Here is a 13,507-nt window from a genome sequence, read left to right on the forward strand (position 1 = left end):
CTCTGCGTAGAGAGGTGAGTGAGACGTGCGGTCGACCGAAGAAGTGGTGGTGTCCCTGCGGGAGGCTCTCGCGGGCGTAGGGCTCGTGCTGCCGTCCCTGCGGGTGGATCCAGTCACCGGTGCGAGTAAGGAGCCGTTCGCTCTCGTCGAGCTCGGGCGCTGCAATGTGCGGACCGCCGAGCGGCTGGCGGCGGCGTTGCGGGGCCGGCCCATGGATCCCTCGCCGACGAACGAGGAGCTGTTCGCGCGGGTCCGGCAGGTCAACAGGGAGAGCAGACTGCCGCGTTAGGCGTCCGCCGACGGCCCGGTCAGACGGTCGTACTGGTCCTGGGTGAGGTGTACGGCGGACGCGCCCACGTTCTCCTCCAGGTGCGCCACGCTCGACGTCCCCGGGATCGGGAGGATCACCGGCGAGTGGGCGAGGAGCCAGGCGAGGGCGACCTGGGTCGGTGTGGCGTCGGCTTCCTTCGCGACCGCGGCGATCTGCGACGACCGTGCTCCCGAGGTGCCGGCCGCCGCCGGACGCCACGGCAGGAAGGCGATGCCAGCCTCCTCGCACGCCTTGAGGACGGGCTCGTGCTCGCGGTCGAGGAGGTTGTACCGGTTCTGGACGCTCGCGATGTCCACGACGGCACGCGCTTCGGTGAGTTCGGCGACGGTGACCTCGGAGAGGCCGATCCGGCCGATCTTGCCCTCGTCACGCAGGTCGCGGAGGGCGCCGAGCTGGTCGGGGACGGGGACGCCCGGGTCGAGGCGGTGGAGCTGGAGCAGTTCGATCCGGTCGAGGCGGAGACGGAGCAGGGCCTCGTCGACCTGGGCGCGCAGATCGGCCGGTTCGCCCGCGTGCCGCCAGCCCTCGCCGGAGGTGGTCCGCCGGATGCCGACCTTCGTGGCGAGCACGAGCCCTGCCGGGTAAGGGTGCAGCGCCTCGGCGAGGAGGTCCTCGTTGGCGCCCCAGCCGTACATGTGCGCCGTGTCGATCAGTGTGACGCCGAGCTCGACGGCCCGCCGGGCGACCGCGACGCACCCGGTGCGGTCCTCGGCGGTCTGCGGCCGCAGATGCATCGCGCCGAACCCGAGCCGCCGTACTTCCAGATCGCCGCCGATGCGGAACGTCTTCGGTGCCGTCATGTGGCCACGCTAACAGGGGAGTTGCTCAGCCCCCGGCCGTTTTCAGCGCCGTTCGCAGGTGACCGTCGGCGTCGGCCAGGAGCCCGGTCGCCGTAGGCCCGTCCACGTCCGCCAGCAGGATGAGGATGGCCGTCTTCACCTCGCCGCCCGACTCGGTCAGGGCCCGCTCGATGGCGGTGTCGTCCGCGCCGGTGGCGAGGGCGACGATGCGGCGGGAGCGGGCCCGCAGCTTGTCGTTGGAGGCGCGGACGTCGACCATCAGGTTTCCGTAGGTCTTGCCCAGGCGGATCATCGTGATCGTCGACAGCATGTTGAGGACCAGTTTCTGGGCCGTGCCCGCCTTCAGGCGCGTCGAGCCGGTCAGCAGCTCCGGGCCCACGACGATCTCGATGCCGTGCTCGGCTGCCGTGGCGAGGGCGCTGCCTGGGTTGCAGGACAGCCCGACGGTCAGCGCGCCTCGCGCTCTGGCGTGTTCGACGGCGCCGATCGCGTACGGGGTGCGCCCGGAGGCGGAGATGCCGACCACCGTGTCGGCGGGGGTGAGCGCGAGGGCGTCGAGGTCGGCGCGGGCCAGGTCCTTGGAGTCCTCGGCGCCCTCGATCGAGGTGACCATCGCCTCGGGGCCGCCGGCGATGAGCCCGACGACCTGGTCCGGGTCGGTGTTGAAGGTGGGCGGGCACTCGGAGGCGTCGAGCACGCCGAGGCGGCCGGCGGTGCCCGCGCCCGCGTAGACGAGGCGGCCGCCGCGTGCCATGCGCTCCGCGATGGCGTCGATGGCGGCGCCGATCTCGGGCAGCCGTGCGGCGACGGCGGCGGGCACGGAGGCGTCCTCGCCGTTCATGAGCCGGGCGATGTCGAGGGTGGGGAGACGGTCGATCTCGGCGAGCTCGGGGCGGAACGCCTCGGTGGTCAGGGAGTCCAACTCGGCGCGGAGATCACGGGGGTTGGAAGTCGAGGTCATGAGAGACGGCTCTTTCTGATGTGCGGTGTCCTGTCCGGCCTTCAGGCCAGGCCCACGGTCTAACGACGATGCCGGTGTGCCAGCGCCTCGTAGGACGCCGCCAGCGCGGGCGCCGCCGTCTCGTAGGTCCGCTGCGCGACCCCCACGAACAGACAGTCCACGACCAGCAACTGACTGGTCCGCGACGACATCGCCGCCGGCCGCAGCTCGCTCTCCCGAGCCGTCGACGTCGTAAGGATGTGATCGGCGTACTGGGTGACAGCCCCGTCCGGACGACCGGTGATCGCGACGGTCGTGGCCCCGTGCTCGAACGCGACCCGCAACGGCTCGATGACGTCACCGGTCGACCCGGAGTGGGTGATGGCGATGGCCACATCACCGGCACGCAGTTGCACCGCGTTCGTCACGGCGAGGTGCGGATCGCTGTGGGCGTGGGCCATCAGCCCTATCCGCAGCAGCTTCTGCGTCAGGTCCTGAGCGACCAGCCCCGACGCCCCGACGCCGTACACATCGATCCGGCGGGCCCCGGCGGCAGCCGCGACGGCCGCGCCCAGTTGGACCGTGTCCAGCCCCGCGGCCGTGTCGGCGAGGGTCTGCTGCTCGTCGTAGGCGAGCTTGGCGACGACGTCGGCGATCGGGTCGTCCACCGCGATGTCGGTCGTTATGGCCGGGGCACGGCCCGACTGCTGCTGGGCGGCGAGGCCGGCCAGGGCAAGGCGCAGGTCGCGGTAGCCGGGGTAGCCGAGGAGGCGGGCGGTGCGCACGACCGTGGCCTCGCTGGTGCCGGTGAGTTCGGCGAGGCCGGTGACCGTGAGGGCCGCGCAGCCCGCCGGGTCGTTCGCGACCGCTTCCGCTACGCGCTGCATGGAGCGGGTCATCGACGGGGCGAGCGTGCGCACTTTGGCCGCGAGGGCGGCGGGTGCCGGGGCCGCGCTCGCGCGACCGAAAGTTTCCTTCACTTCATTGGTCACATCTGAAAGGTATTTTCAAAGCCGTGTCGTGGTCAAGAGTGCGCACAATAGGTGCATGGAACCCGTCACTCCGCTGGAACAGGCGCTGCACACCGCCCGCGCCCTGGTGCTCGCCGACCTGGTCGCGGGAGAGGTCGCCGAGGCGGACGTCGTGTCACTGGTCGAGGAGTCGGTCGTACAGCGGCGCTGGTGGGTGGAGCAGTGGCCGGACGGCGTCGAGTACGTGGCCGGGCTGATCGCCCAGGACGTACAGGACGCGCTGCTGGACCGGTTCGGCCGCTGGCCGCTGTGCCCGGTGTGCGGCACCGGCGATCCGCACGCGCTGGAGGTCGAGCCGGAACTGGGGCCCGATCCGCACTGGGTGTGCCACAAGGCGGGGGTGAAGGTCGCGGCGCTGGGGTCCCTGGGACCGGCCACCGCGGGTGAGGCGCCGTCCTCGTGAGGGCCTTCGTGGCGCTGGTGACATCGTGACGGTCTACATCGACCCGCCCACCTGGCCGGGCCACGGCCGGATGTGGTCCCACCTGGTGAGCGATGTGTCGTACGACGAACTGCACGCCTTCGCCGAGGGGTTGGGCGTGCCGCGGCGGGCCTTCGAGCGGGATCACTACGACATCCCCTCGCACCGGTACGCCGACGCGGTGCGCGCCGGCGCGGTGGAGGTCAGCAGCCGTGAGGTGGTGCGGTTGCTGCAGGGGGCGGGGCTGCGCAGGGCGAAGGGGCGGGGGTGGGGCTGACGCCCCTCGGCCTCGCGCCCCATCGGCCGCGCGCCGGGCCCCGCTCGGTTACGCGAACTGTCCGGGCTGGTAGGAGCCGGCCGGCTGCCGGACCAGGACGTTCATCCGGTTGAAGGCGTTGATCAGGGCGATCAGGGACACCAGCGCGCCGAGCTGCTCCTCGTCGTAGTGCTTGGCGGCGTTCTCCCAGACCTCGTCCGGTACGCCGCCGGCCGCGTCGGCGATACGGGTGCCCTCCTCCGTCAGCGCCAGCGCGGCGCGCTCGGCCTCGGTGAAGACGGTGGCCTCGCGCCAGGCCGCGACGAGATTGAGGCGGACCGTGTCCTCACCGGCGGCGACGGCGTCCTTGAAGTGCATGTCGGTGCAGAAGCCGCAGCCGTTGATCTGGCTGGCGCGCAGCGTGACCATGTTCTGCGTCGAGACGGGCAGCGACGAGTCATGGATCACCTTGCCCGCCGAGGCGATGTGCTTCACGAACTTGCCGACGGTCGGGATCTCAAGGGCGTTCAGGCGAGCGCTCATGGCGAACTCCTCAGTCATGGGCCGTGGTCGGTGGTTACACAGCTATGACGGAAGGGCTCGGCGCGATGTGACGCGCACTGGTGTGACGTGGGTCACTCGCTGTGGGTGCCGCGGACGTGCTCCGTCCGTCGCATCGGGTACCAGGTGTCACCGGCCGGCCGAGGCGGGTCCGACAGGTTCCAGCTCCACGACAGCGTCGGCGTGATGCGCAGGTAGTGGCCGGGGCCCACCATGCCGACCCGCTCGACGGGGCCGCTCGCGACGCCGTACACCCGGATGCCGCGGGCGACGAACGGCTCGACGGAGACCAGGTCGTCCACGACGAAGGCCACCTTGTCGCGGCCATGGCCGACATTGCGGAACTTGCGGGTGCCGAGGACCTCCGCGCGAGGACCGCCCACCCAGAAGTGGGTGCCGTCGAACTCCAGCGCCACCGGCACCACATCGGGCTGCTCGTCCGCGCAGAGGCTGGCGAGACGGGCGAACGGTTTCGAGGTCAGGTAGGCGATCTCCTCGTCGGTGAACGACATGGCGGCTCCCTCGGCGACGCGGTTCGGCTCCGCCACAGGCTAGGCCGTGGTGGGCCGCCCCCTGCGGACGTAGAGCCTCAGCTCGCGGTCCATGTCGTGTTCCTCGTAGGCCGTCCGCTCCTCCTCGACGCTCGCCCGTACGTATCCCGCGCGCGAGGCGACGCCCTGGGAGGGGGTGTTGTCGTCGTGGATCGCGGCACACAGGAGTCGTACGTCGTCACGGGTCAGGGCCCACTCCGACAGTGCGCTCAGGGCCTCGCTCGCGTAGCCGCGGCCGCGGACGCCCTCCACGAGGTCGTAGCCGACCTCGGCCACGCCCTCCTCGTCGGGGGTGCCGTGGAAGCCGATGCCGCCGACCGCGAGGTCGTCCTCCTTGCGGACCAGGACGAACAGGCCGAACTCGGGGCGGTGCACACCCGCCTCGTACGCCTTCAGCACCATTGCGGCGGCCTCCCTCGTCCCCTCGAAGGGACCGCCCACGACCCAGTTGAATCCGCCGTCGCCGCCCTTGCTCAGGTCGGCGGCGGCCGCGGGGGTGACGCCCTGGAGGGTGAGGCGGTCGGTGGGGATGACGAGGTTGTTGTTCCAGCGCCACTCGGTGACGGGCGGACGGCCCGGCAGGTCGCCGCGGCCGGTGGCCCACAGGAGGGTGCGCCAGTGGTCGGGGCCGGGGCGGATGTGCGGGAAGATCGTCGTGAGGACGAACTGGGGCAGTTCGGCGGCCGGTTCGTACGCCACCCCCAGCCCTTCGGCGATGTCGTGCGTGTGCAGCAGCACCTCGGCGATCCCCATCGCGGCGAAGCCCTCGCGGTTCGCGCTGCGGAAGGGGTACGGGTGGAAGGCGCGGGCGTCGGGGGGCGTGGTGCGGACCGCGGCGGTGAGGAGAACGCCGGTCGTCTCGATGACGTGGAGCAGCCCCTCGTTGTCGGTGCCCTCGTCGAGGGTGATCTCGAAGGGGACATAGGCGTGCTGGGCGCGGCCCGCCAACTGGCCGGCGTAGGCGATGAGATCGCTCGCGATGTGCTCGGCCGTGTGACGGCAACTCCACTCCAGGCGCCCGGCCTTCACCCCTTCCCAGTCCTGGTCCACCACCGTGCGCAGCAGCGCCAGGCAGCTCGCCACGGCCTCGGTCACGCGTTCCCCGCCCATGTGTCGCATGGGCCGCAGGCTACGGCTCCCGGGCCGGTCAGGGCGACAGCATTTCCAGTTCGCCGGTCAGGTTGTAGCGGGCGGTGGCCTCCCACTCCCTTCTGCCGTGCGGGGTGCGGAACAGGCTGGGCAGCGCGAGGAGTTGGCGCAGGATCGCGGCGCGGCCCGCGCGGAAGGCGTCGCTCGGGACGAAGTGGTACTCCTCGCGGACGGCGGCCGTGTAGGCGGCGTACGCGGAGGGCGGGGCGGCGAGGATCGCGAGGTCGGCGTCGCACAGGACCTCGCCGTCACGGTCCTCCGGCGCCGGGTCGTGGCTGGTGGTGAGACGGACCAGGCGGGCCACCTCCGCCGTCCTCGCCTCGGACACGCCCGCCTCGCGGAGCGCGCGTTCGGCGAGCCGGGCGGAGCGCTCCTCGTTCTCCGAGCGGTCGGGGAGATAGACCGCGTCGTGGAACCAGGCCGCGAGGCGTACGACGTCCGGGTCGTCGGCATGGCCGGCCAGCTCGTCGATGTGGTCCAGGACCGCGATGAGGTGAGTGAGGGTGTGGTAGCGGCGCTGTGGTTCCTGCCAGCGAGTGAGGAGGCTGTCGGCGTAGGGGGCCGGGTCGGGGGAGGTCGCGGGGGAGCGGGCGGCGTTCAGGGCTCGGGCGAAGCGGCTGCGCAGGGCGTCGAGAGTGCGGGGATCGGCCATGGCGTCATTGTGGCCCGTGCGCCGGCGTTCTCCCGGGCACGGGCGCGGGCCCCCGGCGTGGAGGCCTTGACTGCTGCTGACGTGCCTGACGTGCCTGACGTGCCTGACGTGCCTGACGTACGGGGTCCCGAACTGCCGGGGCGGCGGCCGCCCGTCGAGCGGGACGCGCTGGTTCCGCGGCTGCGGGCCGGGCCGGACGTCGACTTCGCGCTGCCGACTGCCGCGTGTCCGGGGTGGTCGGTGCGGGATGTGCCGGCCCCACTTTTCGGCCGCGTTGACGCGGTGGTGGAGAGCCGCTTCGAGGAGGGCGTGTTCTCGCCCGCATCCAACGACCGGGACATCGCCGAGCGCGCCGACTGCACGAACGCGCAGGCCGTCGACGAGCTGGAGCGCGGGATGACCGGGGCGGGCGCGGTGATCGCGAAGGCGGGCGGGGTGCTGGATGCCGTGGCGCTGGGGGTGCGGGTCCCCCATGCCCGTAAGGCATTGGGGGGAGGGTGCACGCCGGGGCGGGGCGAATGCCGGGGCCGGGCTGCCGGATGCGCTGCGGCTGCTGGGGTGGTTCACCCGGGAGCGGCGGCACATCCCGCTGCGCGCCGATCTGGACGAGTCGACGAACCTCTGCGGCTCGGGGGGACGGCGGCGGTCGGCGGGTTTCGGCCTCAGGGGTTGAACGGATCTTCCGTGGGGCAGGCGTACTCTGGATTGGACTAGACCTGTAGTCGCCGTCGATGCCGTCGATGCCGTCGAAATGCCGAGGAATGGGGTCCCATGAGCAAGCGTGCAGTCCTGGAGGTGATCGCCCTCGGCGTCGAGGACGCGGTCGCCGCCCAGGCCGGAGGTGCGGACCGGCTCGAACTGGTCACCGACATGGCGGCGGACGGGCTGACGCCGCCGGTCGGGACCTTCGCCGGGATCCGGGCCGCCGTGGACATCGATCTGCGCGTGATGCTGCGGCTGGCGGACGGGTTCGCGGCGGGGGACGTCGGCGATGTGGTGCGGGTGGTGCGCGAGATGCGCGGGGCCGGGGCCGATGAGTTCGTGCTCGGGTTCCTTGACGCCGACGGCGGCGTGGACCTCGGGGCCGTCGAACGGGTGGTGGCGGAGCTGGACGGATGCCGGTGGACCTTCCACCGGGCGATCGACCGGGCCGCCGACCGGGATGCGCTGCGCAAGCAGCTGGACGGGATGCCGGGGCTGGACACGTATCTGACGGCCGGCTCGGCGGTCGGCGTGGACGAGGGGCTCCCGACGTTGCTCGCCGAGGTGGCCAGGAGCGGGGAGCCCGGCTATGAGCAGCGGATTCTGGTGGGGGGCGGGCTGCGGCTCGATCATGTGCCGCGGTTGCTGACGGCTGGGATCGACGCGTTCCACATCGGCGGAGCGGCGCGGCCCGAGGGCTGGGACGGGCCGGTTTCCGTGGCGGCCGTGGCGCGGTGGCGGGCCGCGCTGGACGGGGTTTCGTAGTCGACGGCGCCACCCTGGGAGGCGAGGATGCGGGGGCATCGATCCAGTCGAGGAGACTGCCATGACCCCACGCACGGCCATGGTCATCTGCGACATCACGATCTCGGCCGACGGGTACTCGGCCGGGCTCGGCCAGACCGAGGAACGCCCGTTCGGTGACGACGGCGGCGACGGCTCGGGCGCCGGGCTGCACGCCTGGATGTTCGGCCCCGTGCGTGGCGAATGGGACCGGAAGTGGAACGGCTGGTGGGGCGACAATCCGCCGTTCCACGCGCCGGTGTTCGTGCTCACCCATCACGCGCGCGAGCCGCAGCCGATGGACGGCGGCACCACGTACCACTTCGTCACCGACTGAATCGAGTCCGCACTGGCACCGGCACGCGCGGCGGCCGGTGACGGCGATGTCGCGGTGCACGGCGGCGCGACGACCATCAACCAGTACCTCGCCGCCGGCCTGATCGAAGAGCTGCGGCCGCACATCGTGCCGCTCACGCTCGGCGCCGGCACCCGTCTGTTCGAGGGCGTCCCGCCGCTGAAGCTGGAGCAGGTGAATTCGCGTCGGCGAGCCTGGTCACCCACGTGACCTACCGCGTGCTGTCCTGAGCCGGAGGGCGCCGGCCGGGACGCCCCGTCACCCCAGCTGATCGGGCAACGGCCCCCCGTGCGCCACGATCAGCCCCGACACCGCTCGCGTCAGGGCGACATACAGCCGCCGCAGCCCCGTCCGCTCGTCCGGTTCGCCGTCCACCACCGCCTGGGGCTCGTCCAGGACGACATAGTCGTACTCAAGGCCCTTCGCGAGCGACGCGGGGACCAGCGTGAGGCGGGTCCGCTCGGTCGTCTCCTCGCCGGGGGCCAGGTAGCTGACGCCCTCCGCCGTGAGCGCCTCCGACAGCGCCGGAATACGCGCGTCCGCGGCGATCAGGCCGACCGACCCCTCGTTGCGCAGCAACTCCGCGCACGCGGCGACGACTTCGGCCGTCGCCGACACCTCGCGGACCTCGAAGAACCCCGGATTCTCACGGATCGACGCCACCGGTGTGAGGCCCGGCGCGATGTGGGGGAGGAGGCGGGAGGCGTAGCTGATGACGTCCGTCGGGACGCGGAAGCCGGCCGTCAGCTCCTCGATGACCCCGTCCGACTTGCCGAGGTGGGCCAGCGCCTCGTCCCAGCTGCGCGTCGCCCACGGCGTCGTGCCCTGCGCCAGATCGCCGAGGACCGTCGCCGAACCGGTCGTGCAGCGGCGGCCCACCGCCCGGTACTGCATCGGGGAGAGGTCCTGCGCCTCGTCGAGGACGACATGGCCGAGGGAGGGTGTCCGGGAGACGAGGTCGGCCGCCTCGTCGACCAGCACCGCGTCCGCCGCCGACCACTTGGCCGACTTCACCGACCGCACCGGCTTCGCCCACAGGACCGTCTTCTGCTCGTCCTCGTCCAGGACTCCCCGCGCGTGTTCGGCCAGGAAGTCCGCGTCCGTCAGCAGCCGCAGCACTAGCTTGGCCGGGTCGACCGGCGGCCAGATCGCCTTGACCGCGGCCTTCACCGCGCTGTTGCGGGCCACCGCGTCCTGCACCCGGTCGTCCGGCGCCTCGCCCGACCGCTCCATCTGCACCAGCACGGCATGCGCGATGCGCTGCGGAAGGGCCTCGCGGGCGGCGCCGTAGCGGATGTCGCGGGCGAGCAACTCGCGTACGGTCTCCTCGACTTCGTACGCCGGTACGCGCCAGCGGCGTGATCCTCGGACGACGACCACCGGCTCCGTCGGCATGGTCACATGCGAGTAGATCGCGCGCCGCAGCACCTCCGCCATCCTCGCGTCGCCCTTGATCACCGCGGCCCTCGCGTCGTCGGTGCCGCGCACTTCGACATGGGCGACCAGGTCGTCGACCGTAGCCTGACGGACCGTCAACTCGCCGAGGGCCGGAAGCACTTGCTCGATGTAGTGGAGGAATGACCGGTTCGGTCCGATGACGAGCGTGCCGGTGCGGGCGAGCCGCTCGCGATGGGCGTACAGCAGATACGCCACCCGGTGCAGGCCCACCGCCGTCTTCCCGGTGCCCGGACCACCCTGCACACACACGGTCCCGCCGAGCCCGGACCGTACGATCTCGTCCTGCTCGGGCTGGATCGTCGCCACGATGTCCCGCATCGGGCCGACGCGCGGGCGCTCGATCTCCTGCTGGAGCAGCTTGCTGGTGCGGGCCGCCTCGGCGGGGTCGGAGAGGTGCTCGTCCTCGTACGCGGTGAGGTCGCCGCCCGTGTAGCCGAAGCGGCGGCGCAGCGCGATGTCCATCGGGTCCTTCTTGGACGCCCGGTAGAACGGCTGGGACACCGGTGCCCGCCAGTCGATGACCATCGGGTCGCCCGCGGCGTCGTGCACATGCCGGCGCCCGATGTAGAAGCGCTCGCCCTCCGCGCCCTCGGCCTCCTCGGCGCCGGGCGCGTGCAGATAGTCGAGCCGGCCGAAGAACAGCGGGGTGTCGCTGAGGTCGGCCAGGGCCTTGATGCGCTCGTCGATCTGACGGGCGAGGACTTCGGCGTTGACCCAGTTCGCGGTGACGTCGCTGATGTCGAGGGCTTCGACGTCCTCCCGCATGGCACGCAGGGCGGCACGGGAGGAGGCGAGGTGGGAGCGCTCTCGCAGGAGCGGGTCCAGGGGGTCGTCGACGGGCGTGGACAAGGGGGTGCCTCCGGAGGACCTACGGGCAGGTGGTTGCGGGTGGTCGACAGAGCCGACCGGTTTCCGTCCGGACGGCGGCACTCCGTGAACGGAGGCGGGCAAGAGCGGAGATTTTAGGTGAGCGCCGACGTCGTACGCCAACGAATATTCCGACCCCTAGGGGAGCGGCCCTTCTTCCCGGGGGTGCGGGGTCCGTCCGGAGGCGTACGCGGGCGGTGCGCGGCTTGGGACCGCAGACCGATGCGGTCTTTATGCCTGCGAACCCATCATGGAGACATGAGCGCAGCAACCATCCACCCAGCCCCTATGGGCCCCAGAGGAGCGACAGCGCTCCAGGGGAGCCACCGTCATCGCTTCGGCGAAGCCCTGCGTGCCGTCAGGGTGTTCGTAGGTGCCGCCTTCGATGTGATCGTCCTCGGTGAGTACGGCGAGGAAGCGGGCGTCCGCCGTAAGTGACGCCCGGGCTTCTGGACCCGCCGCATCCATGAGACGGACCGCGTGGGCGGGGCCTGCCCCTGCTCCGTTCAGTCGCCCTCGGGCAGCAGGATGTCGGCGTCGTCGAAGATCCGCAGCATGATGAGCAGCAGGCGGCCCCGCGAGACCATGTACTCCGCGACGATCTGCGAGGTGAGCCGGATCTCCCGGTCCTGCTCGCCGACACCGATCGAGCGTGAGACCTCGGTGTAGGGGTCGCGGGCCAGTATCTCGACGGCTTTGTCGAGGGCCGCCCTGCGGACGGGATCCAGTCGGTCGCGGTCACGGGCCGCCGACTCGGTGTACAACACTTCGTAGACATCCTCGTGCGGCATCTCGCCCTCCCCTGCTGTGACTCGTGCCGTGACCCCAGAGTACCGAGCCACCGCAAGCCCACCAGGTCGTTCGCTCAGCCCTCCGCGAGGATCTCGTCCGCGTCCACGATCCGGTACGCGTAGCCCTGTTCCGCCAGGAAGCGCTGGCGGTGTGCGGCGAAGTCCTGGTCGAGCGTGTCGCGGGCGACGACCGAGTAGAAGTGGGCCTTGTGGCCGTCGGCCTTGGGCCGCAGCACACGGCCGAGCCGCTGGGCCTCCTCCTGGCGGGAGCCGAAGGTGCCCGAGACCTGGATGGCGACCGTGGCCTCCGGCAGGTCGATGGAGAAGTTGGCGACCTTGGAGACGACGAGGACGCTGATCTCGCCCTCCCGGAAGGCGCCGAAGAGCTTCTCGCGCTGGGCGTTGGAGGTCTCGCCCTTGATGACGGGGGCGTTCAGATGCTCGCCCAGTTCGTCGAGCTGGTCGATGTACTGGCCGATGACCAGGATCTGCTGCCCGGCGAACTTGCGGACGATCGCCTCGGTGACCTTCCGCTTGGTGTCGGTCGTCGCGCAGAAGCGGTACTTCTCCTCCTGCTCGGCGGTGGCGTAAGCGAGCCGCTCGGCGTCGGTGAGATTGACCCGGACCTCGACGCAGTCGGCGGGCGCGATGTAGCCCTGCGCCTCGATCTCCTTCCAGGGCGCGTCGAACCGCTTCGGGCCGATGAGGGAGAACACGTCCGACTCGCGCCCGTCCTCCCGGACCAGGGTCGCGGTCAGGCCCAGGCGGCGGCGGGCCTGGAGGTCCGCGGTGAACTTGAAGACCGGCGCCGGCAGCAGGTGCACCTCGTCGTAGAGGATCAGTCCCCAGTCCCGGGAGTCGAACAGCTCCAGGTGCGGATAGACACCCTTCCGCCTCGTCGTGAGCACCTGGTACGTGGCGATGGTGACCGGGCGGATCTCCTTCTTCGTACCGCTGTACTCGCCGATCTCCTCCTCGGTGAGCGAGGTCCGCTTCATCAGCTCGTGCTTCCACTGCCGGGCCGAGACGGTGTTGGTGACGAGGATGAGGGTCGTCGACTTCGCCTGCGCCATGGACCCGGCGCCGACGAGGGTCTTGCCCGCGCCGCAGGGCAGCACGACGACGCCGCTGCCGCCGTGCCAGAAGTTCTCCACGGCCTGCTTCTGGTACGGCCTGAGCGCCCAGCCGTCCTCATGCAGCTCGATCGGGTGCGCCTCGCCGTCGACGTACCCGGCGAGGTCCTCGGCCGGCCAGCCCAGCTTCAGCAGCGTCTGCTTGATCTGCCCGCGCTCGGAGGGGTGCACGGCCACGGTGTCCGGGTCGATGCGGGCGCCGACGAGCGGCGCGATCCGCTTCGAGCGCAGCACCTCCTCCAGGACCGGGCGGTCGGTGGTGGTGAGGACGAGGCCGTGCGTGGGGTGCTTGGAGAGCGTCAGACGGCCGTAGCGGTCCATCGTGTCGGCGATGTCGACCAGCAGGGCGTGCGGTACGGGGTAGCGGCTGTACGTCACCAGCGCGTCCACGACCTGCTCGGCGTCGTGTCCGGCCGCGCGCGCGTTCCACAGGCCCAGCGGGGTCACCCGGTAGGTGTGGATGTGCTCGGGCGCCCGCTCCAGCTCGGCGAACGCCGCGATCGCCCGACGGCACTCGTCGGCCCGCTCATGATCGACTTCCAGGAGCAGGGTCTTGTCCGACTGGACGATCAGTGGTCCGTTCACGTGTGTACGTCCTTCCGCTCGGCCACCCGGCCAAACGTCCAGTGTGCCTGATCGATTCCTGATCGATTCCGGAGTCCTACAGGATGTCTTTTCATTCCTGTGAGTGGCGTGGTTTCACCTGTACGGCGGCGGCTGCGAAGA

The 13,507-nt window shown here is 71.3% G+C and carries 15 protein-coding genes and 2 pseudogenes; 7 read left to right on the top strand and 10 right to left on the bottom strand.

Features of this window, described 5'->3' with window-relative positions; all coding sequences use genetic code 11:
* Positions 1-25: 25 nt before the first annotated feature.
* Positions 26-289 carry a hypothetical protein gene (locus ACZ7NC_RS14385; protein WP_471488086.1) on the top strand — a complete coding sequence of 88 codons (264 nt, stop codon included), beginning with the start codon at positions 26-28 and terminating at the stop codon, positions 287-289.
* Here the strand turns inward: ACZ7NC_RS14385 and ACZ7NC_RS14390 are convergent.
* Genes ACZ7NC_RS14390 through ACZ7NC_RS14400 form a run of 3 tightly spaced genes read right to left on the bottom strand, consistent with a single transcriptional unit; the run spans position 286 to position 3,063 of the window.
* On the bottom strand, positions 286-1,131 hold the full coding sequence (locus ACZ7NC_RS14390; protein ID WP_471488088.1) for an aldo/keto reductase: 846 nt from the start codon (positions 1,129-1,131) through the stop codon (positions 286-288). The genes ACZ7NC_RS14385 and ACZ7NC_RS14390 overlap by 4 nt on opposite strands.
* 25 nt (positions 1,132-1,156) lie before the next feature.
* On the bottom strand, positions 1,157-2,092 hold the full coding sequence (murQ, locus tag ACZ7NC_RS14395; protein WP_471488090.1) for an N-acetylmuramic acid 6-phosphate etherase: 936 nt from the start codon (positions 2,090-2,092) through the stop codon (positions 1,157-1,159).
* Between the two features lie 59 nt (positions 2,093-2,151).
* Positions 2,152-3,063 (bottom strand): MurR/RpiR family transcriptional regulator, encoded by a 912-nt coding sequence (locus ACZ7NC_RS14400; RefSeq protein WP_471488092.1) that lies wholly within the window; start codon positions 3,061-3,063, stop codon positions 2,152-2,154.
* 55 nt (positions 3,064-3,118) lie between these two features.
* Here ACZ7NC_RS14400 and ACZ7NC_RS14405 point away from each other — a divergent pair, with 55 nt between their 5' ends.
* Both ACZ7NC_RS14405 and ACZ7NC_RS14410 read left to right on the top strand, forming a co-directional pair.
* Positions 3,119-3,505 carry a hypothetical protein gene (locus ACZ7NC_RS14405; protein ID WP_471488094.1) on the top strand — a complete coding sequence of 129 codons (387 nt, stop codon included), beginning with the start codon at positions 3,119-3,121 and terminating at the stop codon, positions 3,503-3,505.
* A 25-nt stretch (positions 3,506-3,530) separates the two neighbouring features.
* The gene (locus ACZ7NC_RS14410) at positions 3,531-3,800 is read left to right on the top strand and encodes a DUF4031 domain-containing protein (RefSeq protein ID WP_471488096.1); all 270 of its coding nucleotides are present in this window, start codon (positions 3,531-3,533) and stop codon (positions 3,798-3,800) included.
* A gap of 48 nt (positions 3,801-3,848) precedes the next feature.
* On the opposite strand, the gene ACZ7NC_RS14415 is transcribed toward ACZ7NC_RS14410, so the two are convergent.
* The 4 genes from ACZ7NC_RS14415 to ACZ7NC_RS14430 form a co-directional block, all read right to left on the bottom strand.
* Entirely contained in the window at positions 3,849-4,322 is a 474-nt protein-coding gene (locus ACZ7NC_RS14415) for a carboxymuconolactone decarboxylase family protein (RefSeq protein WP_471488098.1), read from the bottom strand.
* A 92-nt stretch (positions 4,323-4,414) separates the two neighbouring features.
* Positions 4,415-4,852 (bottom strand): PPOX class F420-dependent oxidoreductase, encoded by a 438-nt coding sequence (locus ACZ7NC_RS14420; protein WP_471488100.1) that lies wholly within the window; start codon positions 4,850-4,852, stop codon positions 4,415-4,417.
* A gap of 39 nt (positions 4,853-4,891) precedes the next feature.
* A complete protein-coding gene (locus tag ACZ7NC_RS14425) occupies positions 4,892-6,010 on the bottom strand; it encodes a GNAT family N-acetyltransferase (protein WP_471488102.1) in 1,119 nt (372 codons plus the stop codon).
* 28 nt (positions 6,011-6,038) lie between these two features.
* Positions 6,039-6,692: an HD domain-containing protein gene (locus tag ACZ7NC_RS14430; RefSeq protein ID WP_471488104.1), complete on the bottom strand. Its 654-nt coding sequence runs from the start codon at positions 6,690-6,692 to the stop codon at positions 6,039-6,041.
* Positions 6,693-6,782: 90 nt separating this feature from the next.
* Here ACZ7NC_RS14430 and ACZ7NC_RS14435 point away from each other — a divergent pair.
* From ACZ7NC_RS14435 to ACZ7NC_RS14445, 3 genes and pseudogenes are all read left to right on the top strand, one after another.
* Positions 6,783-7,361: pseudogene (locus ACZ7NC_RS14435) on the top strand (maleylpyruvate isomerase mycothiol-dependent enzyme family protein); the annotation flags it as partial.
* Between the two features lie 102 nt (positions 7,362-7,463).
* Entirely contained in the window at positions 7,464-8,159 is a 696-nt protein-coding gene (locus ACZ7NC_RS14440; RefSeq protein WP_471488106.1) for a copper homeostasis protein CutC, read from the top strand.
* A 61-nt stretch (positions 8,160-8,220) separates the two neighbouring features.
* Positions 8,221-8,762: pseudogene (locus ACZ7NC_RS14445) on the top strand (dihydrofolate reductase family protein).
* 28 nt (positions 8,763-8,790) lie between these two features.
* Here ACZ7NC_RS14445 and ACZ7NC_RS14450 read toward each other — a convergent pair.
* Complete coding sequence (locus ACZ7NC_RS14450) at positions 8,791-10,839, bottom strand: HelD family protein (RefSeq protein WP_471488108.1); 2,049 nt, start codon at positions 10,837-10,839, stop codon at positions 8,791-8,793.
* A gap of 276 nt (positions 10,840-11,115) precedes the next feature.
* Here ACZ7NC_RS14450 and ACZ7NC_RS14455 point away from each other — a divergent pair, with 276 nt between their 5' ends.
* Entirely contained in the window at positions 11,116-11,295 is a 180-nt protein-coding gene (locus ACZ7NC_RS14455) for a hypothetical protein (protein WP_471488110.1), read from the top strand.
* A gap of 68 nt (positions 11,296-11,363) precedes the next feature.
* Here the strand turns inward: ACZ7NC_RS14455 and ACZ7NC_RS14460 are convergent, their stop codons facing one another.
* Positions 11,364-11,648 (bottom strand): type II toxin-antitoxin system RelE family toxin, encoded by a 285-nt coding sequence (locus ACZ7NC_RS14460; protein WP_471488112.1) that lies wholly within the window; start codon positions 11,646-11,648, stop codon positions 11,364-11,366.
* 74 nt (positions 11,649-11,722) lie between these two features.
* Positions 11,723-13,366, bottom strand: coding sequence for a DNA repair helicase XPB (locus tag ACZ7NC_RS14465; protein WP_471488114.1), 1,644 nt, complete (start codon positions 13,364-13,366; stop codon positions 11,723-11,725).
* Between the last annotated feature and the right edge of the window lie 141 nt (positions 13,367-13,507).

The sequence above is a fragment of the Streptomyces sp. NPDC111802 genome (assembly GCF_055634335.1).

Coding starts and splice junctions, on each gene's coding strand:
- murQ (WP_471488090.1), bottom strand. CDS start 2,092: ATGACCTCGACTTCCAACCCCCGTGATCTCCGCGCCGAGTTGGACTCC.
- ACZ7NC_RS14415 (WP_471488098.1), bottom strand. CDS start 4,322: ATGAGCGCTCGCCTGAACGCCCTTGAGATCCCGACCGTCGGCAAGTTC.
- ACZ7NC_RS14440 (WP_471488106.1), top strand. CDS start 7,464: ATGAGCAAGCGTGCAGTCCTGGAGGTGATCGCCCTCGGCGTCGAGGAC.
- ACZ7NC_RS14455 (WP_471488110.1), top strand. CDS start 11,116: ATGAGCGCAGCAACCATCCACCCAGCCCCTATGGGCCCCAGAGGAGCG.
- ACZ7NC_RS14430 (WP_471488104.1), bottom strand. CDS start 6,692: ATGGCCGATCCCCGCACTCTCGACGCCCTGCGCAGCCGCTTCGCCCGA.
- ACZ7NC_RS14405 (WP_471488094.1), top strand. CDS start 3,119: ATGGAACCCGTCACTCCGCTGGAACAGGCGCTGCACACCGCCCGCGCC.
- ACZ7NC_RS14390 (WP_471488088.1), bottom strand. CDS start 1,131: ATGACGGCACCGAAGACGTTCCGCATCGGCGGCGATCTGGAAGTACGG.
- ACZ7NC_RS14425 (WP_471488102.1), bottom strand. CDS start 6,010: ATGCGACACATGGGCGGGGAACGCGTGACCGAGGCCGTGGCGAGCTGC.
- ACZ7NC_RS14460 (WP_471488112.1), bottom strand. CDS start 11,648: ATGCCGCACGAGGATGTCTACGAAGTGTTGTACACCGAGTCGGCGGCC.
- ACZ7NC_RS14420 (WP_471488100.1), bottom strand. CDS start 4,852: ATGTCGTTCACCGACGAGGAGATCGCCTACCTGACCTCGAAACCGTTC.